13 protein-coding genes are annotated in these 17299 nt (G+C 64.3%); 9 read left to right on the top strand and 4 right to left on the bottom strand.

Annotated elements, in window-relative coordinates; genetic code table 11:
• Positions 1-260 precede the first annotated feature (260 nt).
• Positions 261-2396 (top strand): methionine--tRNA ligase, encoded by a 2136-nt coding sequence (metG, locus tag FQ705_RS24210; protein ID WP_144145053.1) that lies wholly within the window; start codon positions 261-263, stop codon positions 2394-2396.
• Between the two features lie 119 nt (positions 2397-2515).
• Here the strand turns inward: metG and FQ705_RS24205 are convergent, their stop codons facing one another.
• Together FQ705_RS24205 and FQ705_RS24200 are read right to left on the bottom strand one after the other, a co-directional pair.
• Positions 2516-6823 carry a translocation/assembly module TamB domain-containing protein gene (locus FQ705_RS24205; protein WP_144145034.1) on the bottom strand — a complete coding sequence of 1436 codons (4308 nt, stop codon included), beginning with the start codon at positions 6821-6823 and terminating at the stop codon, positions 2516-2518.
• 28 nt (positions 6824-6851) lie between these two features.
• Entirely contained in the window at positions 6852-8696 is a 1845-nt protein-coding gene (locus tag FQ705_RS24200) for an autotransporter assembly complex protein TamA (protein ID WP_144145032.1), read from the bottom strand.
• A 359-nt stretch (positions 8697-9055) separates the two neighbouring features.
• Here FQ705_RS24200 and FQ705_RS24195 point away from each other — a divergent pair, with 359 nt between their 5' ends.
• The 4 genes from FQ705_RS24195 to panD all read left to right on the top strand — a co-directional run bounded on the left by FQ705_RS24195 (position 9056) and on the right by panD (position 11591).
• Positions 9056-9241, top strand: coding sequence for a DUF3460 family protein (locus tag FQ705_RS24195; protein WP_144145030.1), 186 nt, complete (start codon positions 9056-9058; stop codon positions 9239-9241).
• A 4-nt stretch (positions 9242-9245) separates the two neighbouring features.
• Positions 9246-10121, top strand: a complete 876-nt coding sequence (locus FQ705_RS24190) for a segregation and condensation protein A (RefSeq protein ID WP_144145028.1) — start codon at positions 9246-9248, stop codon at positions 10119-10121.
• Between the two features lie 199 nt (positions 10122-10320).
• A complete protein-coding gene (panC, locus tag FQ705_RS24185; protein ID WP_144145026.1) occupies positions 10321-11154 on the top strand; it encodes a pantoate--beta-alanine ligase in 834 nt (277 codons plus the stop codon).
• Between the two features lie 50 nt (positions 11155-11204).
• A complete protein-coding gene (gene panD / locus FQ705_RS24180) occupies positions 11205-11591 on the top strand; it encodes an aspartate 1-decarboxylase (protein ID WP_144145024.1) in 387 nt (128 codons plus the stop codon).
• 92 nt (positions 11592-11683) lie between these two features.
• Here panD and FQ705_RS24175 read toward each other — a convergent pair whose 3' ends face one another.
• Positions 11684-12322 carry a ParA family protein gene (locus FQ705_RS24175; RefSeq protein ID WP_144145022.1) on the bottom strand — a complete coding sequence of 213 codons (639 nt, stop codon included), beginning with the start codon at positions 12320-12322 and terminating at the stop codon, positions 11684-11686.
• Between the two features lie 211 nt (positions 12323-12533).
• Here FQ705_RS24175 and FQ705_RS24170 point away from each other — a divergent pair, with 211 nt between their 5' ends.
• Positions 12534-12953: a PaaI family thioesterase gene (locus FQ705_RS24170; RefSeq protein ID WP_144145020.1), complete on the top strand. Its 420-nt coding sequence runs from the start codon at positions 12534-12536 to the stop codon at positions 12951-12953.
• A 173-nt stretch (positions 12954-13126) separates the two neighbouring features.
• Here the strand turns inward: FQ705_RS24170 and FQ705_RS24165 are convergent, their stop codons facing one another.
• On the bottom strand, positions 13127-14587 hold the full coding sequence (locus FQ705_RS24165; protein WP_260854612.1) for a cobyric acid synthase: 1461 nt from the start codon (positions 14585-14587) through the stop codon (positions 13127-13129).
• Positions 14588-14762: 175 nt separating this feature from the next.
• Between FQ705_RS24165 and cobU the strand changes: the two genes are divergently transcribed.
• Genes cobU through cobD form a run of 3 tightly spaced genes read left to right on the top strand, consistent with a single transcriptional unit; the run spans position 14763 to position 17294 of the window.
• Positions 14763-15317, top strand: a complete 555-nt coding sequence (cobU, locus tag FQ705_RS24160; protein WP_144145016.1) for a bifunctional adenosylcobinamide kinase/adenosylcobinamide-phosphate guanylyltransferase — start codon at positions 14763-14765, stop codon at positions 15315-15317.
• Complete coding sequence (cbiB, locus tag FQ705_RS24155; RefSeq protein WP_144145014.1) at positions 15317-16252, top strand: adenosylcobinamide-phosphate synthase CbiB; 936 nt, start codon at positions 15317-15319, stop codon at positions 16250-16252. The genes cobU and cbiB overlap by 1 nt, the downstream gene beginning before the upstream one ends.
• On the top strand, positions 16245-17294 hold the full coding sequence (cobD, locus tag FQ705_RS24150) for a threonine-phosphate decarboxylase CobD (protein WP_144145012.1): 1050 nt from the start codon (positions 16245-16247) through the stop codon (positions 17292-17294). The genes cbiB and cobD overlap by 8 nt, the downstream gene beginning before the upstream one ends.
• Positions 17295-17299 lie beyond the last annotated feature (5 nt).

Genomic DNA, 17299 nt, shown 5'->3' with positions numbered 1-17299 from the left:
AATTTCGAACTCTGCCGAAAATCCGCTGTCTGTCTTTACGGTACGTGGCTGGCGATGCCGCCGCGTCACCATTCTCCTCTTGTCGTTGTTGCTCCGGGGTTAATAACCCCGGTTTTTTTTGGGCGCTCGATTTACACACCTGCCCGGCTCGCCGTCCCTCCCGCGACACCCAAAACCTCGCCCTACCCGGCCCATCCCGCTCCGGACGGCCGCCCTGCTAGAATCAACGTTTCGTCCCACCGCAGGCTCCCACCATCCTTATGTCAGCACCCGCAACCGATCTCTCCGCAGGCGCGCCGTCAGGCCGTCGCCAGGTTCTCGTCACGTCGGCCCTTCCGTATGCGAACGGGCAAATCCACATCGGCCATCTGGTTGAATACATCCAGACGGACATCTGGGTCCGGACGTTGCGAATGCACGGGCACGAGGTCTATTACGTGGGCGCCGACGACACGCACGGCACGCCGGTCATGCTGCGCGCGGAGAAAGAAGGTCTCACGCCGAAGCAGCTGATCGATCGCGTCTGGACAGAGCACAAGCGCGACTTCGACAGCTTCGGAATTTCCTTCGACAATTACTATTCGACCGATTCCGACGAGAACCGCGTTCTCAGCGAAAACGTCTATCTGGCGCTGAAGGAAGCGGGCCTGATCGAGGCGCGCGACATCGAACAGGCATACGACCCGGTCAAGGAAATGTTTTTGCCCGACCGCTTCATCAAGGGCGAATGCCCGAAGTGCGGCGCGAAGGACCAATACGGCGACAGTTGCGAAGTCTGCGGCTCGACCTACCAGCCGACCGAACTGATCAACCCGTACTCGGTGGTCTCGGGCGCCACGCCGATTCGTAAGACCTCGACGCACTACTTCTTCCGTCTGTCGGATCCGCGCTGCGAGAACTTCCTGCGCGCGTGGGTGGGCGGTCTGGCGCAGCCCGAAGCAACCAACAAGATGCGCGAGTGGCTCGGCGACGCCGGCGAAGCCAAGCTCGCCGACTGGGACATCTCGCGCGACGCGCCGTACTTCGGCTTCGAAATTCCGGGCGCGCCGGGCAAGTACTTTTACGTGTGGCTGGACGCGCCGGTCGGCTACTACGCGAGCTTCAAGAACCTCGCCGAAAAGCGCGGCCTCGATTTCGACGCGTGGGTGAAGAAGGGCTCGACGGCCGAGCAGTACCACTTCATCGGCAAAGACATTCTGTATTTCCACACGCTGTTCTGGCCGGCCATGCTGGAGTTCTCGGGCCATCGCACGCCGACCAACGTGTTCGCGCACGGCTTCCTGACCGTAGACGGCGCCAAGATGTCGAAGTCGCGCGGCACGTTTATCACCGCACAAAGCGTGATCGACACGGGCCTGAATCCGGAATGGCTGCGCTACTACTTCGCGGCCAAGCTGAACAGCACGATGGAAGACCTCGACCTGAACCTCGACGACTTCCAGGCGCGCGTGAACAGCGATCTGGTTGGCAAGTACGTGAACATCGCGAGCCGCGCCGCCGGCTTCCTGATCAAGCGTTTCGACGGCCGCGTGCAGGACAGCGCGATGCAACACCCGTTGCTCGCCTCGCTGCGCGCCGCCGTGCCGCAGATCGCCGCGAACTACGAAGCGCGCGAGTACAACCGCGCGTTGCGTCAGACCATGGAACTCGCGGACGCGGTCAACGCTTACGTCGACACCGCCAAGCCGTGGGACCAGGCGAAAGACCCGGCGAACGGCGTCGCGTTGCATGAAACGTGTACGGTCAGTATCGAGGCGTTCCGCCTGTTGTCGCTGGCATTGAAGCCGGTGCTGCCTAAGCTCGCCGAAGCGGTCGAAGGATTCCTCGGCATCGGGCCGCTGGTCTGGGCCGACGCCAACGTGCCGCTCAGTTCCGAACGTCCGATCAATGCGTACAAACATTTGATGACGCGCGTCGATACGAAGCAGATCGAAGCGCTGCTGGCCGCCAATCGCGATTCGCTGCAGGCGACGCCGGAAGCCGTTGCGCCGGCCGACGCCAAAGCCAAAGCAAAGGCCGCGAAAGCCGCGGCCGCTGAAAAGGACGAAGCGCCCGGCATCATTTCGATCGACGATTTCGCCAAAATCGATCTACGCATCGCAAAGATCGTCGACTGCAAGGCGGTGGAAGGCTCGGACAAGTTGCTGCAACTCACGCTCGACATCGGCGAAGAGAAAACACGCAATGTGTTCTCGGGCATCAAGTCGGCGTATCAGCCGGAGCAACTGGTCGGCAAGCTGACGGTGATGGTCGCGAACCTCGCGCCGCGCAAAATGAAGTTCGGCTTGTCCGAAGGCATGGTGCTGGCAGCGTCGGCCACCGACGAGAAAGCCGAACCGGGCCTGTATGTGCTCGAACCGGATAGCGGTGCGAAGCCGGGCATGCGCGTTAAGTAAAGCACACGGCGTCGAACGCGGCGCCGGTCAATTCGGCAGGAATGAAAAAACGGCACGCCCTTAAAAGGCGTGCCGTTTTTTTGCTTCTGCGACTCGGCGGCCTGACTGGCCGACCGCCTCTACCACCGAATCCGGTCGAAGCGCCGCGTATACAACAGATCAAGACCGTCGAATGTGCCGCCGTAGGCCGCAACCGACCAGTACCGTGTCAGGTTGACGGTCGCCTTGATCGCATTGCTCGCCGATTGCAGGCCTTGCTCGTAGCCGATCACGAGCCACTCGTTGATCGCTTTCGACACCATCACCACCTGCGGATCGGTCAAGCCGACTTCGCTTCGGCCGATGGAAAACTCGTCGAGCCCGAAGGTCTGCGCGATCCGCTTGCCGCTCGCGCTGCCGAGCAAGGCCAGCGCCGTCGTCATCGTGCTCTGCTGGCCGAGGTTGTTGCCCTGATCCGTGCCGTGTCCGAACAGCAGCCACGAGAGTTTTTCGTTATCCGGCACGTTCGGCTCCGACACCAGCTTCGCCACCGGAAACTGCACCGTGCCCGTTACCTGCACACCCGCTTCGACCTGCTGATTACGACGCATCGCAAGAATATTGAGGCCGGGATTGGCCACCGGCCCATTGAAGGTGAAGAACCCGTTCTCGATGTTCAGCTTGCGACCGAACGCGGTGTAGGTCGAACCCGGCGTCACGCGGACGTTGCCGACCGCGCGCAGCGGCAAGTTCGGTGCGCTCAACGCGGTGATCGTGCCGGTCAGGCCGAGATCGGCGCCCTGTCCGCGGAATTTGAAGCTGTCGCCCAGGCTGATGTCGATATTGGCGCGCGGCGCGAACGGGCCAATCGGTTTGTTAGTGCCCGCCACCGGCGGCGTGCGCTCACCGGCGACGGTGCCATCCGGGCGCACGATCACCACGTCGTCGCCGAGTTTCGGCGCGGACTGCTCCGGCATGTCGAACAGCGCATGATCGACCACGAATTTGCCGTTGATCGCCATGCCGCCCTGCGCCCCGGCATTCGCGACGCTCGCACTGCCCGTCAGCGACAGATTGCGGTCCGGCGCGGCGAACAATTCCAGCTTGTCGGCGACGATGTTGGCGTTCAGATCCGGCTCGGCGCCATCGAGACGCACCCGGCCAGTGGCGCGCAAGGTGCCGCTCGCACCGTGAAACTCGACTTGCTGGAAGTCCACCAGATTGTGCGATAGCGCGATCCGCACCACGCCGTCCTTCAACTGCACGCCCTGGTCGACCATCGTCGCGGAAAGGCCGTCGCCGACCAGCGACCCGGTCAGGTTCGGCTTGGCGACCGTGCCGCCCAACGCGAGCTTGAGCGCGAGATGTCCGTCGAGCAGGTAGCTCGGGCCAAATAGTCCACCGGTCGTTTTCAGCGACGGCACATTGGCATTCACATTGCCAGCGAGCGCACCCTCTTCGTCGACGCTCAGGAAACCATCGCGCGGGACCAGGGTGGTGTGCGCGTCGGCGTCGATCACGCCGATCCGGCTCGCCTGGGCGTGCACGGTGGCGTTCAGCCGGTTGCCGCCGCTGAATTCGGCGCGCGCGCTGATATCGCCAATCCCCAGCGACGCCAGGCCACGGCCGATTTCAACGGTGACATCGCCGCTGCGGCGCTTGAGTTGAACGTAGCCGCTCGCGGTGGTGCCGAGGGTGAAGTCCCAGTCGCCATCGAATATCAGATCGGTTTTGACAGCCGGTGGCTCGCCGGTGATTTCGCGACGCAGGTCTTGCAGACGCGCGATCGAAATACCGCTCAGGCTGCCGGCCGATTGAGCCTTGCCGTGATCGAAGGCGAACGATTTCAGGCTGAGTGTCGCGCCTTCCAGCGAGAGGCGAGTCGCGCCGAGCATCAGGCGACTCGGGCCGGCGCTGACCGTGAGCGGCGATTCGAGATTCAACGCCGGCGTGCCGCGATTCTGCAGACGCGTCACGGTGCCGTCCCACCGGGTGCCGTCGCGCGCTTCGGTCAACTTGCCATTGGCGGCGAGCGTCAGATCGAGCGGACGATCCTGCAGCTTACCGGTAGCCGCTGCCTCGAGGGTGTGATTCGCGCGCGTGCCGGACAGCCGCGCCGTGAGCGTGGTCAGATCGACGCCGCCCGCGCTAAGCTCGCGCGCATCGGTCGTGAACACGAGTGCGCCGTTCGCACCGTCGCGCAGTTCGGCGTGACCTTCCGCATGGCCGATGCGGTTGTTGCTGAACACCACGCTGTCGGCCTTGTAGTTCAGCACGACGTTCGGATGCGCGAAGGAACCGGTGACGTCGCCATCGGCATCGACGAGGCCCGCGAGACCGAAACCCAGGCGCTCCAGTTCGGGCGCATTGACGCGAAACCGCAAGCGATCGCCGCGTGCGCCGAAGCTGCCTTGCAGATCGACCTGATTGCCCGCCACGGAGAGATTGGCGCGGCTCGGCAAAATCCGCGAACCGGCGAGTTGTACCGTACCCGCGCCGGTCAGCGGCAGGCCGTCGTAGACGCTCGGGCCCAGCTTGAATTCGGCCTTGGTCGTGAAGACCGGGCCGAGCATGCCGGCCGCGGTGAGCGTGCCCGTTACGCGCGCTTCGATCTTGCGAGCGGGCGGTGCGCCGCGTTTGGGCGGCGGCGTCTTGCGTTGCACGACCTCGGTTTTGACTGCGGCCTTGGCGGTGTTTTTCACGACGGCGGCGGCCTGGTCGGCGGGCGCCGCGCTTTTCGCGCCGGCAGTGCTGCCGACTTCGGCTGCCGCTTCGGCTTGAGCGGTTTTGTTTTTGCCTCGGACTTGCGTGTGCTCGGGGCTTTGCGTGCTTTGCCTGCCCTTCGCGCTACCCGCTGCCGGCGTCGCGGCTCCCGTCACCGGCGTGCGCGAGGGCATCTGCGAAGTCAGCGTCAGCGGGTCGAAATCGGTCAGCTGCGCTTTCAGGTTGTAGGTGGAATTCGCGTCGTGCTTGAGCGCCCCGGACAGATCGATGCGGCCTTTGCCCGACGTGATGCGCACGTCGTTGAAGCTCATCCGGGCGGGATCGAAGGTCACCTTGCCCTGGGCTCGCAACGCCGCTTTAGGATCGGCGAGGTCGAGCGTGAGACTCTGCACGTCGTCGTTCAGGCGAATACCGATCGGACCAGACAGTTGCGTGGGCCGCACCGTCGCCTGCAACGCGTTGAGGTCGAGGCCGGCGACCTGCAGATCGAACTGCCCGCGCTTGCCGGACAACGCACCGCCGCCGGTCAGCGTGGCGCTCTTCACGAGCTTGACGTTCAGGTTGGAGATGCGCTGGGCGTGGGCGTCGAGATGAACGTCCGCATTGGCGTCGATGATCGGCAACAGATTCTGGTCGATCGCGCCCGGCTTCGCGTTGACGATCGAGACGTGGCCTGCGACGGCGAAGTCGGCGGCAGTTTTTCCGGCGGGGACCTTGCCGGGCCCGGACGCCACCGGCGGCGCGTCACCCTGCGCAGGCGTCACTGGCTGCAATTCCGCCCGCACGGCCAGATCGGCGAGCGGCGCGCCCGGCGCAAACGCCTGCGGATTGATGTGGTCGAAGGTCAACGTGGCGCGTTGCAACGGCACGTCGCTAAACGGCGTGGCCTCGACTCGCGCATGCCCGGCGAGCTTCATGCCGCTCGCGTCGAGTTCCGCGACGAGGTTTTCGAGCGTGCCGCTCAGATGGCCACCCACCTGCACCGCCTCGTCATTAACCTTACCTGAATAACCGACGTCGCCGGTCAATGGAAACGGACGCACGCCATCGAGCCTGGCCGACGCGGTGAGCGCGCCGAATGGCGTATCGAGCCGTTCGATCGCCGCCTCGTGATGACGGCCGTCACTGCGTCCATGAAACATGAAGCGGGAAAATTCCGTGGTCGAAGCGCCTTGGCGCAACAGCAGTTTGTCGACCTGGATATCGCGTAGCTCGAGTTGCATCGGCAAACGCAAATCGTGCGGCAACGCGAGCGGCTCACTGCTGCTCGACGACGATGAACCCAGCCGCGCGTCGACCGTGCCGACATGCAGGTAGTCGACGGTAAAACGCCACGGTTCGCGCGCCAGCGCCCAACGCCCGTCCACACGGTCGATCTGAATATCGGTGCCGCTGCCGTCGAGGCTGCGCCAACGCACCTGCCTCAGTTGCACCCCACTGGCGAGCGCGCCGCGTTCGAGCGTGCCGCTCAACTTGCCGTCCAGCAGTTTGACGGCCGCCCGCCACGCGTACGCGGTGCCGCGTTCGGTCGTCAACGCGCCATACACGAGACCGATTGCCACCGCGACCAGCAACACCAGCACGCCCACCGTCCACGCGAGCGTCTTCAGCAGCACCCGGCCGAGCCTACGCTTAGGCGGCGGCCCGGAACTGGGCGGCTGCTGCCCGGGCGGCTGGGCACCAGGCGGCTGCGCGGCAGGCTGATCGGAAACGTCCGTGGTCATGCGGGATTCATGTGAAAGCAGGTGTCCATCAGAAGGCAATGCCCAGCGTGAGATAAGGCCGCACGCTGCGGTTACGGATGCCGTAGGCGACGTCGACATTGACCGGGCCGACCGGGCTGCGCCACCGCGCGCCGACGCCGACGCCGGGATAAAAGACGCGCTCGCCCCAGGTATCGGTGGCGGTGCCGATGTCGAAGAACGCCGCCGCACCCCAGTCGTGCGAAAACCAGTGCTGATACTCGGCGGCCGCTGTCACGAGATACTTGGTGGGCAGAATCGAACCGTCGACGTCATTACCGATGCTCTGGTAGCTATAGCCCCGCACCGAATTCGACCCGCCCGCGCGAAACAGCAGCGACGCCGGAATGCCGCTCGAACTGCCGCTCGTGAATACGCCGCCGAGTTCGGCGCGGATCAGCACGAGGTCTTCCCGGCCGATCGGCAGGTATTGCTGGCCACGCGCGTAACCGCGCGCGAAGGTCTGGTCGGTCAGCACGCCCTTCACGGCAAACCCCGCCTCCAGATGGATCAGGTTGCCACTACGCGGGAACAGCGGGTCGTCGGTATTGCGGCGGGTCCACGACCAGGACGGCACCAGCGCGCGACTCGTGGTCGGCGGCCCGGCGTTCTGGTCCAGCCGGTCCTGGTAATAAAGGAGCGCATAGCTGTAGTCGATGAATTGCGAGGTGCGCGCCCGCTGCACGCCGCCGCGAATGCTGTAGATGCGCGTGTCGGACACGTCGGTGGTCGTATAGGACGCGAGCACGCTGTTGGTCCACGCGCGCGGCCCCGGCGGCATGGCGAGCTGGATTTGCCCGTACTGCTGGATCTGATCGACCCGGCCTTCGATCGTGAACGGCCAGGCCTTGCCGAAGGTGTCGAGGTACGAATACGAGCCTTGAACGAGCGGCCCGTTGTCGGTGGAATAACCCACGCCGCCGCGGATGCTGTTGTACGGATATTCCGACACCTTCACGTGCACCGGCGTATTGACCGGCTTGGCGGGGTCGCTGTCCACGTCGATGGCGACGCTCGCGTAGTACGGCGTGTTCTGCAACTGACGCTGCAATTCGGTGACGCGTTGCACGTCGTAAATATCGCCCTCCGACACCGGATTGACGTTGTCGACGATCTGCTCGGGATAGCGCCGCGTGCCCGAGACGTCGAGCTTGCCCATGGTGAAGGTCGGTCCGCTGTCGTAAGTGACCGTTAGTTTCGCCTCATGGGTGCGCGGGTCGACCCGCGCTTCCGAGTGATAGATCTTCGCGCCGAGATAACGGCGCGACTGCAAGGCTTTGAGCGCCGCATTCTTGGCGTCGTCCCAGTCGCCCTGCGAGAACGGGTCGCCCTCGTGCAGAGAAAACGCAAAGCGCGCGGCGTTTTCCTGCGCCGGGTCTTCAGTCAGCACCGGACCGCGAAACGACAGCGAAATCGACGAGATAGTAGTTTGCGGCCCGGCATCGACGCTGACGGTGACCCGTTTGGCGTTGTCGATGGTGCGCACGTCGGTGCGCACGACCGGCGAGAAATAGCCTTGCGTGGCGGCCAGATCGCGCACCTGCTGAGGCGTGGCGGTGATCAGGAAGTCGAACTGGTCGTCGCTGATGTCAGGCCGTTTGGCGAAGCGCGCGATATCCAGATGCGCCTCGAGCAGCTTGCGCAACGAGCGCGGCGTGGCTTCGATGTCGACCTTGTAGCTGGCCGGCGTACGCGCGGTGCGCGCGGCGTGCGCGCCGCCGCTCGCCAGCATGAGCATGACGATGCCGAACGCCAGCCACGCGCGTAGCCAGCGTCGCACGGCCGCCAGATGGCCGCGCCGGAAACTGGCCTGGTCGCGCCGCAGTCGCGGCTTGTCGATCGCACATCCCGCCAAACAGGACCTCCGGCCATGATGGAAACATTATGTTGCTCGGGCGCGCCGTGGCGGCCAAAGCACGCTATTTGACCACATCGGCGCAGGGCCGCGAGATCTCTAAAAGGTGCGCGGCGCGCCGCCGGAACGGCAACGCGCCCGCCTTTGACGCGCCCCCATGGAACGGGTTCCAGAAAATTGGCTTCGCACGGCACTCCCTTTCGGCTCGCTGTCGGCGCCGATTTTCGACCGAGCGCGGCGCTTGCGGTAAAATTATGGAATAACGGCGATGCCGCTTGCGAAGCGAGCCGGGACCGAGGTCCAGTCTCAAGCCGAAACCCGCGAGCAGCCGCCATTTCACCCACCACGGACGTCGAGCCATGTATCAATCGGACATCACCCAGTTCCTGAACCAGCTCAAGCAACAGAAGCCCAGCCTCGAAGCCGAGCAACGCCGCGGCCGCGCACTGCTGTGGGACAAACAGCCGATCGATCTGGATGAACGCGCCGACCAGAAAGCTTCGCGCGTAGAGCAGACGCCTTACTCGTACTATCAAAACTTCTAAGCGCGTGAGTCACGCCGACGAGGCCCACGGCGCTCCGCCGGCTTCCGCCGACGCCGCGCTGGCCGCGCCCGCCACCGATTCGACGCCGGATACCGTCGACGGCATTGCGTTCGCTCGCCTTTATGGCGAACCGCTCTTCAAGCTGCCGACCGACCTGTACATCCCGCCCGACGCGCTCGAGGTGTTCCTCGAAACGTTCGAAGGACCGCTCGATCTGTTGCTGTACCTGATCCGCAAGCAGAACTTCAACGTGCTCGACATCCCGATGGCGGATGTCACGGTGCAGTACCTCGGCTACGTCGATCAATTGCGCCAGACAAATCTGGAACTCGCCTCAGAGTATCTGCTGATGGCCGCGATGCTGATCGAGATCAAGTCGCGCATGCTGCTACCGGTCAGGAAAGCCGACAGCGGCGAAGAAGCCGAAGATCCGCGCGCGGAACTGGTGCGCCGCCTGCTCGAATACGAGCAGATGAAGCTCGCCGCGCAGCGCATCGACCAGCTGCCGCAACTCGGGCGCGACTTCCTGCGCGCCGAGGTGTTCATCGAGCAAAGCATCACGCCGCGTTTCCCCGACGTGGACAGCGAAGACCTGCGCGCCGCCTGGGCCGACGTGATCAAGCGCGCCAAGCTGGTCCAGCATCACAAGATCTCACGCGAAGAACTCTCGGTGCGCGAACACATGAGCGGCATCTTGCGGCAATTGCAGAACGCCCGCTTCGTCGAGTTCTCCGACCTGTTCGACACCAGCAAGGGCGTGCCGGTCGTGGTGGTGAACTTCATCGCCATGCTCGAACTGTGCCGCGAATCGCTCATCGAGATCACCCAGGCCGAGCCGTTCGCACCGATTTACGTGCGCCTCGCCTACTTGCCGGCCTGAAGCAGGCCAGCCGCCACGCCACGGTGCCCGCCTTCACCACGATCGCTGCGTGTGCCTCGTTTCGGTGCGCCCGTCGCACAAATCCACTACAATCCCGCGCTCCGAACCTGTCAATCGCAGCGAGGCGGCGGGCCGCGCATTACCTTAGGATCGTGCGCCAATCCAGTCTCGCGCCGCGCGAGGAAATCCCTGTCCGATCATGAAAGTCATCAGCTCGATCCATGAATTGCGCGACCAGTTGCGCGGCCAGAATCGCACGGCCTTTGTGCCGACCATGGGCAACCTGCACGAGGGCCATCTGTCGCTGATGCGTCTGGCGCGTCAGCACGGCGATCCGGTGGTGGCGAGCATTTTCGTCAATCGCCTGCAGTTCGGCCCGAACGAAGATTTCGACAAATATCCGCGTTCGATGGAAGCGGATATCGAGAAGCTGCAGAAGGAAAACGTCTACGTGCTGTTTGCGCCGACGGAAAAAGATCTGTATCCGGAGCCGCAGGAGTATCGCGTGCATCCGCCGCACGATCTGGGCGACATCCTCGAAGGCGAATTCCGGCCGGGCTTCTTTCAGGGCGTGTGTACCGTCGTGATGAAGCTGATGTCGTGCGTGCAGCCGCGCGTCGCGGTGTTCGGCAAGAAGGATTATCAGCAGTTGATGATCGTGCGCCGCATGTGCAATCAGTTCGCGCTGCCGACCGACATCATCGCCGCCGAAACCGTGCGCGACGCCGACGGCCTCGCGCTCAGCTCGCGCAACCGCTATCTGCAGGCCGCCGAGCGTGCCGAAGCGCCGGTGCTGGCCGCCGAACTGAATCGCGTGCGTGACGCCGTGCTGTCTGGCGAGCGCGACTACGCGAGGATCGAGCAGGCGGCGATGGCAACGCTGGCCGCACGCGGCTGGCAGCCCGACTACATCGCGGTGCGCAAGCGCTCGAATCTGCTGCCGCCGGGCCCGCAAGACGCGAACGCGGAACTGGTGGTGCTGGCCGCCGCCAAGCTCGGCGCGACTCGTCTGATCGACAACCTCGAAATCTGAAGCCGTCTTAGAACGCGTAAATACGCATAAGAAGCATCAAAGGATTGGTTATGCAACGCAATATGCTGAAGTCGAAAATTCACCGTGTCGCGGTTACGCACTGCGAGCTGCATTACGAAGGCTCGTGCGCAATCGACGAAGACTTGCTGGAAGCGGCGAACATCGTCGAAAACGAGCGGATCGACATCTGGAACATCAACAATGGCGAGCGTTTTTCGACGTACGCGATCAAGGGCGAACGCGGCAGCGGCATGATTTCGCTGAACGGCTCGGCGGCGCGGCGCGCGCAGTTGGGCGATCTGGTGATCATCGCGGCGTTCGCGGTGGTGGACGAAGCCGAACTGAAGGCGGGCTGGAAGCCCGATCTGGTGTTCGTCGACGACACCAACAAGATCAAGGGCAGCCGCGATCACGTGCCGAAGCAAAACTGGACCTGAACGGGCGCGTCCGCCCTGCAGCGGGCGGTCACACCGCCTGCTGCCGTTTCAATCTCGCCTCAAGCCTGCCTTAACCCTGCTTCACGTCTGCTTCACCCTTTCTTCCCTGCCCCATTCGTCCACGCGATGATCGGCTGCCACTGCTCCAGATCCTTCTCCACCCGGCTTTTCGCGACGTCCCACAAGGTCAGGCCGTGAGCCGCCAGCTGCACGTAGTTCTGCGTATCACGCAAAAATCCCAGTACCGGCAGCTTCAATCCCTCGACAAACCGATGCAGTTGTTCCGCCGAGCGCGTGCGCGCATCGACGCGCATGCCGACCACGCCGACCTCGATCGCGCCTTTGCGGACCGCCTTTTCCTTGGCGAGGCGCTCGAGGAATTCCTGGGTGGCAAGAATATCGAACATCGACGGCTGCAACGGCACGATCACCTTGTCGGCCAGATCCAGCGCGATATTCAGGCGATTGCCGTGCAAGCCGGCGGGCGTGTCGATGACGGCGTGTTCCAGACCCTTGGGCGGCTTGACCGGCGTATCGGGGTTGACCTCCCAGGTTTCGATGGCCGGCAGCGTGTCGGGCCGCAACGCCAGCCACGCGTGCGCGGACTGCTGTTTGTCCAGATCCGCCAGCGCCACCCATTCGCCCGACGCGGCGAAATAGCCGGCCAGATTGGTCGACAGCGTGCTCTTGCCCACGCCGCCCTTCGGATTCGCCACCACGATCACCGTCATGAATTCTCCCGGAAAGAAGGCTGGTCGACGCCAGCCGGTTTGCCGCGCTGTTACTCAGACTTATGCCGACGCGCGCCGATTGATGCCGAGTTCAGCTACGCCCGCCGATCCAGCCGTTGATAATATCGACAAATCGCAGCGGGGTCGAAGCCCCCGAACGGCTAATTGACCGCCCTGCACCGTCGATTTTTCCACCGAGGACCCGAATCCCATGAGCAAACTGCGCCCGGAATACACCATCGAACGCCTCCACGAACGCCAGCAGGGCAAGCTGCCGGGCTTGCTGGGCGTGCAGGTTCTGTCGTTGGAAGAAGGCGTGCTGAGCGCCGAATTGACCGTGCGCGAAGAATTACTCGCGCCGAACGGTTTTTTGCATGCGGCGACCGTGATCGGACTCGCCGATACGGCTTGCGGCTACGCGTGCCTCGCGCATCTGCCGGAAACGGCGCGCAATTTCACAACCGTCGAGCTGAAAAGCAACTTTCTCGGGACCGCCACCGAAGGCACGATCCGCGCGGTCGCCAAGGGCGTGCATCTGGGGCGCAGCACGCAGGTGTGGGACGCGACGGTGACGGACCCGAACGGGAAAACCATCGCGTTGTTTCGATGCACGCAGATCGTCTTGTATTGAGCCTGTATCGGGCGGCCTCGCGTTCATGACGAGTCCGTTTGATGAGAGGGACAGCCGGCGACCGGCCGTCGATGTCAGAACTCTATTCGAACCATATGGCGTGAAAACCCACGCTGGGAGCTTTGATTAATTCTTGCCAGGAATTAATCGTCTTGCCAGATAGATGGCCGCGATCAGCCCATCGCGGAGAACAGCTTCGCCAGATCGAGGTGCTCGGCAAGCGTGTCGGCGAGCCGTTCCAGCGAGGCTTCACGCAGCGCCGGATAGTCGATTGCCTCCGCTTCGCTGAGCCCCGCCCACGTGAGCAACGCCGAGCACGCGGCCGGCGTGTCGAAGAGTCCGTGGACGTAGGTGGCGAGAATCTGTCCATCGGCGGAAATGGCGCCGTCGGGACGTGCCGCGCCGGCGTCGCTCAACTGGAGCGCGGGAGAATCGAGCGCCGGACCCTGGGTCTCTCCCATGTGAATCTCGTAGCCGGCGACGTCGGGCGAACCAGGCAGCGCGAGCCGTCCGGTGACGTTTTTGAGCGTCTTCTCGCGCGTGAGCACCGTCGAGTAGTCGAGCCAGCCCAAGCCTGCCGATATCCCCGGCGCGCCTTCCACGCCATGCGGATCGGCGACTTCCCGCCCCAGCATCTGCATGCCGCCGCATAGGCCGATCACCCGTCCGCCGTAGCGCAAATGTTTCTCCAGCACCGCATCCCAGCCCTGTTTGCGCAGAAAGGCCAGATCGCCCGGCACGTTTTTCGAGCCTGGCAAGATGATCAGATCGGCCGGCGGCAACGGTGTACCGCTACGCACGTAGTGAAAATCGACTTGGGGATGCGCACGCAGCGCGTCGAAATCGGTGTGATTGCTGATATGCGGCAGCACCGGCACGACCACGCGCAACATGCGTTGCGCCGTTCCGCTGTGCTTCGCGCGCAGTTCGGGCGGCAGCATGTCTTCGGCGTCGAGCGTCAGGCCGTGCAGGTACGGCACCACGCCGAGCACCGGCTTGCCGGTCTTCGCTTCGAGCCAGTCCAGGCCGGGCTGCAGCAAGCTCACATCGCCACGAAAACGGTTGATGATGAAGCCGCGCACCCTCGCCTGCTCGCTCTCCGACAGACAGGCGAGCGTCCCGGTCAAATGCGCGAACACGCCGCCACGATCGATATCGGCCACCAGCACGACCGGGCAATCGACCGCTTCCGCGAAACCCATATTGGCGATATCCCGATCGCGCAGATTGATCTCGGCCGGACTGCCCGCGCCTTCGACAAAAATCGTGTCGTACGCCGCCTGCAGGCGCGCATACGATTCCAGCACCGCTTCGAACGCGACCGGTTTGTAGTCGTGATATGCACGCGCGTCGAGATTCATCCGCGCCTTGCCGTGGATGATCACCTGGGCACCGCGGTCGCTAGTCGGCTTCAGCAGCACCGGGTTCAGATCGGTGTGCGCGGCGATCCCCGCGGCCAGCGCCTGCAAAGCCTGGGCGCGTCCGATCTCGCCACCGTCCACCGTCACTGCGCTATTGAGCGCCATGTTCTGCGGCTTGAACGGCGCGACCCGCACGCCCGCGCGGCGCGCTAGCCGGCACAAACCGGCGACGAGCGTGCTCTTGCCGGCGTCGGACGTGGTGCCCTGAATCATCAGCGTGCCGCGCGGCACGGGTACAACGTCATGCGATGTCGAAGTGAGGGTCACGGAATCTCGGGCTCGGCGGTGGACATACGATCAGGCAATCGTGCGAAAAAGCACTGACGGCGCGGCATTATCCCATCGCGCCGGGCCGCGCTGCACGCCGCTACGCCGGTACAATCACGCGATGACCCCACGCGACCTCACCTTCGTTCTCGGCGGCGCCCGTTCGGGCAAGAGCGTGCACGCCGAACGATTGGCCGACAGCAGCACCCTCCCCGTCACGTATATCGCCACCGCGCGCGTCAGCGACGACGTCGAATTCAGCGCGCGGATCGCACATCATCGCGAACGGCGTCCCGCGCATTGGGCATTGCACGAAGCGGGCGTCGATCTCGCAGGCGCAGTCGCTCAGGTCGATGCGCCGGGCCATTGCATCCTGATCGATTGCCTGACGCTGTGGCTCGCCAACCTGCTGTGCCCCGCCGAAGGCGAAGCCGTGTCGCTCGATCGATATCACGCTCAGGTCACCGCACTCGAAGCCGCCTTCGTCGACGCCCATAGCAAGCTCATCGTGGTCAGCAACGAAATCGGTTTGGGCGTCGTGCCGCTCGGCGCGGCCACACGGCTTTACGTCGACGAACTCGGACGGCTCAATCAACGCATCGCCGCCTTGAGCACCCAGGCCACGATGATGGTCGCGGGCTTGCCGCTCGCGCTCAAGACAGCAGGAGCCGCGTGATGCTTTCGCTGCCGCTCGTCGTGACGCTCGCCACCGCGGGCGTGGCCGTCGACCGCTGGCTCGGCGAGCCGCGCACCGCGCATCCGCTGATCGGCTTCGGCAATTGGGCGATGCGCCTCGAAAAACGCTACAACACCGGCCGGCGTTTGCGTCTCAAGGGCATGCTGGCGTGGGCGCTCGCGGTCGCGCCGCCGGTGTTGATCGCCTGGTGCCTGGTCGCCGTGCTGCCGTTTTACGCGGCTTGCGCAGTGCATGTCGCGTTGTTGTGGTTCGCGCTCGGTGCGCGCAGCCTGAACGATCACATCGCACCGATCGCCCAAGCGCTGGCGCAACGCGATCTGCCGCAAGCGCGGTTGCTGACCGCGCGGATCGTCTCGCGCGAAACCGCCAATGCCGACGAAGGCGCGCTCTCTCGCGCCGCGGTCGAGTCGGCGCTCGAAAACGGCAACGACGCGATTTTCGGCGCGCTGTTCTGGTTCGCCATTGCAGGCGGACCAGGCGCGCTCGGGTTTCGTCTCGCCAATACGCTCGACGCGATGTGGGGCTATCGGACGCAGCGTTATTTGCGTTTCGGCTGGGCCGCCGCGCGTTTCGACGACGTGCTTAACTGGATTCCCGCCCGTCTGACCGCCGCAAGCTATGCGGTGCTCGGCGACACACGCACCGCGTGGCGCTGCTGGCGCGAGCAGGCGCCACGCTGGGACAGCCCGAATGCCGGGCCGGTGATGGCATCGGGTGCGGGCAGTCTGAATGTGCTGATCGGCGGGCCAGCGGTTTACAACGGCATACTAGAACATCGGCCGATGCTCGGCTTCGGTCATCCCGCCAAAGCGGCTCATGTGACAGCGGCGTTGGCGTTGGTCGAACGCACTATCGTGTTATGGCTCGCGGTGCTGATCGTACTGGCTTTGCTGAGTGTGCCCTTCAATGCTTGAGCGGACGAGCGTCGATACCGCCGGCACCGCGATTGTTCACGGCGGCAATCTGCACGAAGCGGCCGAGCGCTACGGCATTCCCTACGCGCAGTGGCTCGATCTCTCGACCGGCATCAATCCGCACGGCTATCCGGTGCCGCCCATTCCCGCCGATGCCTGGCGCCGTCTGCCCGACGACGCCGATGACTTCGCCGCCTGCGCCGCCCGTTACTACGGCGCGCCAGATGCGGCACACGTGCTGCCGGTCGCGGGGAGTCAGGCGGCGATCCGGGCGCTGCCCTCATTGTTGCCGCGCGCAAAAGTCGGCATTGCCCCGCTGACGTACAGCGAATACGCACCCGCCTTCGAGCGGGCCGGTCACGAAGTGTCGTCACTGGATATCGCGCTGGAAACTTTGCCCGATGCCCTGACGCACGTGGTGATCGTCAATCCGAACAATCCGACTGCCGCGCATTTGAGTGCAGCGAAGCTGCTGCATTGGCACGCGCAATTGAGCGCGCGCGGCGGCACGCTGCTGGTCGACGAAGCCTTCGCCGACACGATGCCGTCGGCGTCGCTTGCGGCGAGTACGCATCGCGACGGTTTGATCGTGCTGCGCTCGCCAGGCAAGTTCTTCGGGCTCGCCGGTGTACGCGCGGGGTTCGTGCTCGGCACGCCCGGGTTGCTCGCCCAGTTGCGACGCCAGCTCGGCGCATGGACGGTGAGCGGACCTGCACGCCACGCAGTCAAAGCCGCCTTCGCCGATGACGCGTGGCAAGCACACATGCTTACGCAACTCGACACCGAGCGCGCGCGACTCATCGCGCTGTTGCACGCGCAGGGCTTCGACACACGCAGCACGCCCCTCTTCGCGTGGACCGACGACGCGCGCGCCGCCGCATTGCATGAAGCGTTGGCTCAATGTGGCGTGTGGACGCGGCTGTTTACATCGACGGGTAGCGTGCGTTTCGGCTTGCCGGGAACCGAAGCGGAATGGACTCGCTTCGAGACGAGCTTGCGTGAGTCGCCTGGCGCCATCGAACAGCTGCGTGAGCGTCGATAGAAAAA

The sequence above is a fragment of the Paraburkholderia sp. BCC1884 genome (genome assembly GCF_900996225.1).
In the GTDB taxonomy this organism is placed as follows: domain Bacteria; phylum Pseudomonadota; class Gammaproteobacteria; order Burkholderiales; family Burkholderiaceae; genus Paraburkholderia.
Note: the sequence above shows the minus strand (reverse complement) of the source record. Positions and strands in the feature narration are given on the sequence as shown.

Coding starts and splice junctions, on each gene's coding strand:
- cobU (WP_144145016.1), top strand. CDS start 14,763: ATGACCCCACGCGACCTCACCTTCGTTCTCGGCGGCGCCCGTTCGGGC.
- FQ705_RS24205 (WP_144145034.1), bottom strand. CDS start 6,823: ATGACCACGGACGTTTCCGATCAGCCTGCCGCGCAGCCGCCTGGTGCC.
- FQ705_RS24165 (WP_260854612.1), bottom strand. CDS start 14,587: ATGATTCAGGGCACCACGTCCGACGCCGGCAAGAGCACGCTCGTCGCC.
- FQ705_RS24195 (WP_144145030.1), top strand. CDS start 9,056: ATGTATCAATCGGACATCACCCAGTTCCTGAACCAGCTCAAGCAACAG.
- cbiB (WP_144145014.1), top strand. CDS start 15,317: ATGCTTTCGCTGCCGCTCGTCGTGACGCTCGCCACCGCGGGCGTGGCC.
- panD (WP_144145024.1), top strand. CDS start 11,205: ATGCAACGCAATATGCTGAAGTCGAAAATTCACCGTGTCGCGGTTACG.
- FQ705_RS24175 (WP_144145022.1), bottom strand. CDS start 12,322: ATGACGGTGATCGTGGTGGCGAATCCGAAGGGCGGCGTGGGCAAGAGC.
- cobD (WP_144145012.1), top strand. CDS start 16,245: ATGCTTGAGCGGACGAGCGTCGATACCGCCGGCACCGCGATTGTTCAC.
- FQ705_RS24170 (WP_144145020.1), top strand. CDS start 12,534: ATGAGCAAACTGCGCCCGGAATACACCATCGAACGCCTCCACGAACGC.
- metG (WP_144145053.1), top strand. CDS start 261: ATGTCAGCACCCGCAACCGATCTCTCCGCAGGCGCGCCGTCAGGCCGT.
- panC (WP_144145026.1), top strand. CDS start 10,321: ATGAAAGTCATCAGCTCGATCCATGAATTGCGCGACCAGTTGCGCGGC.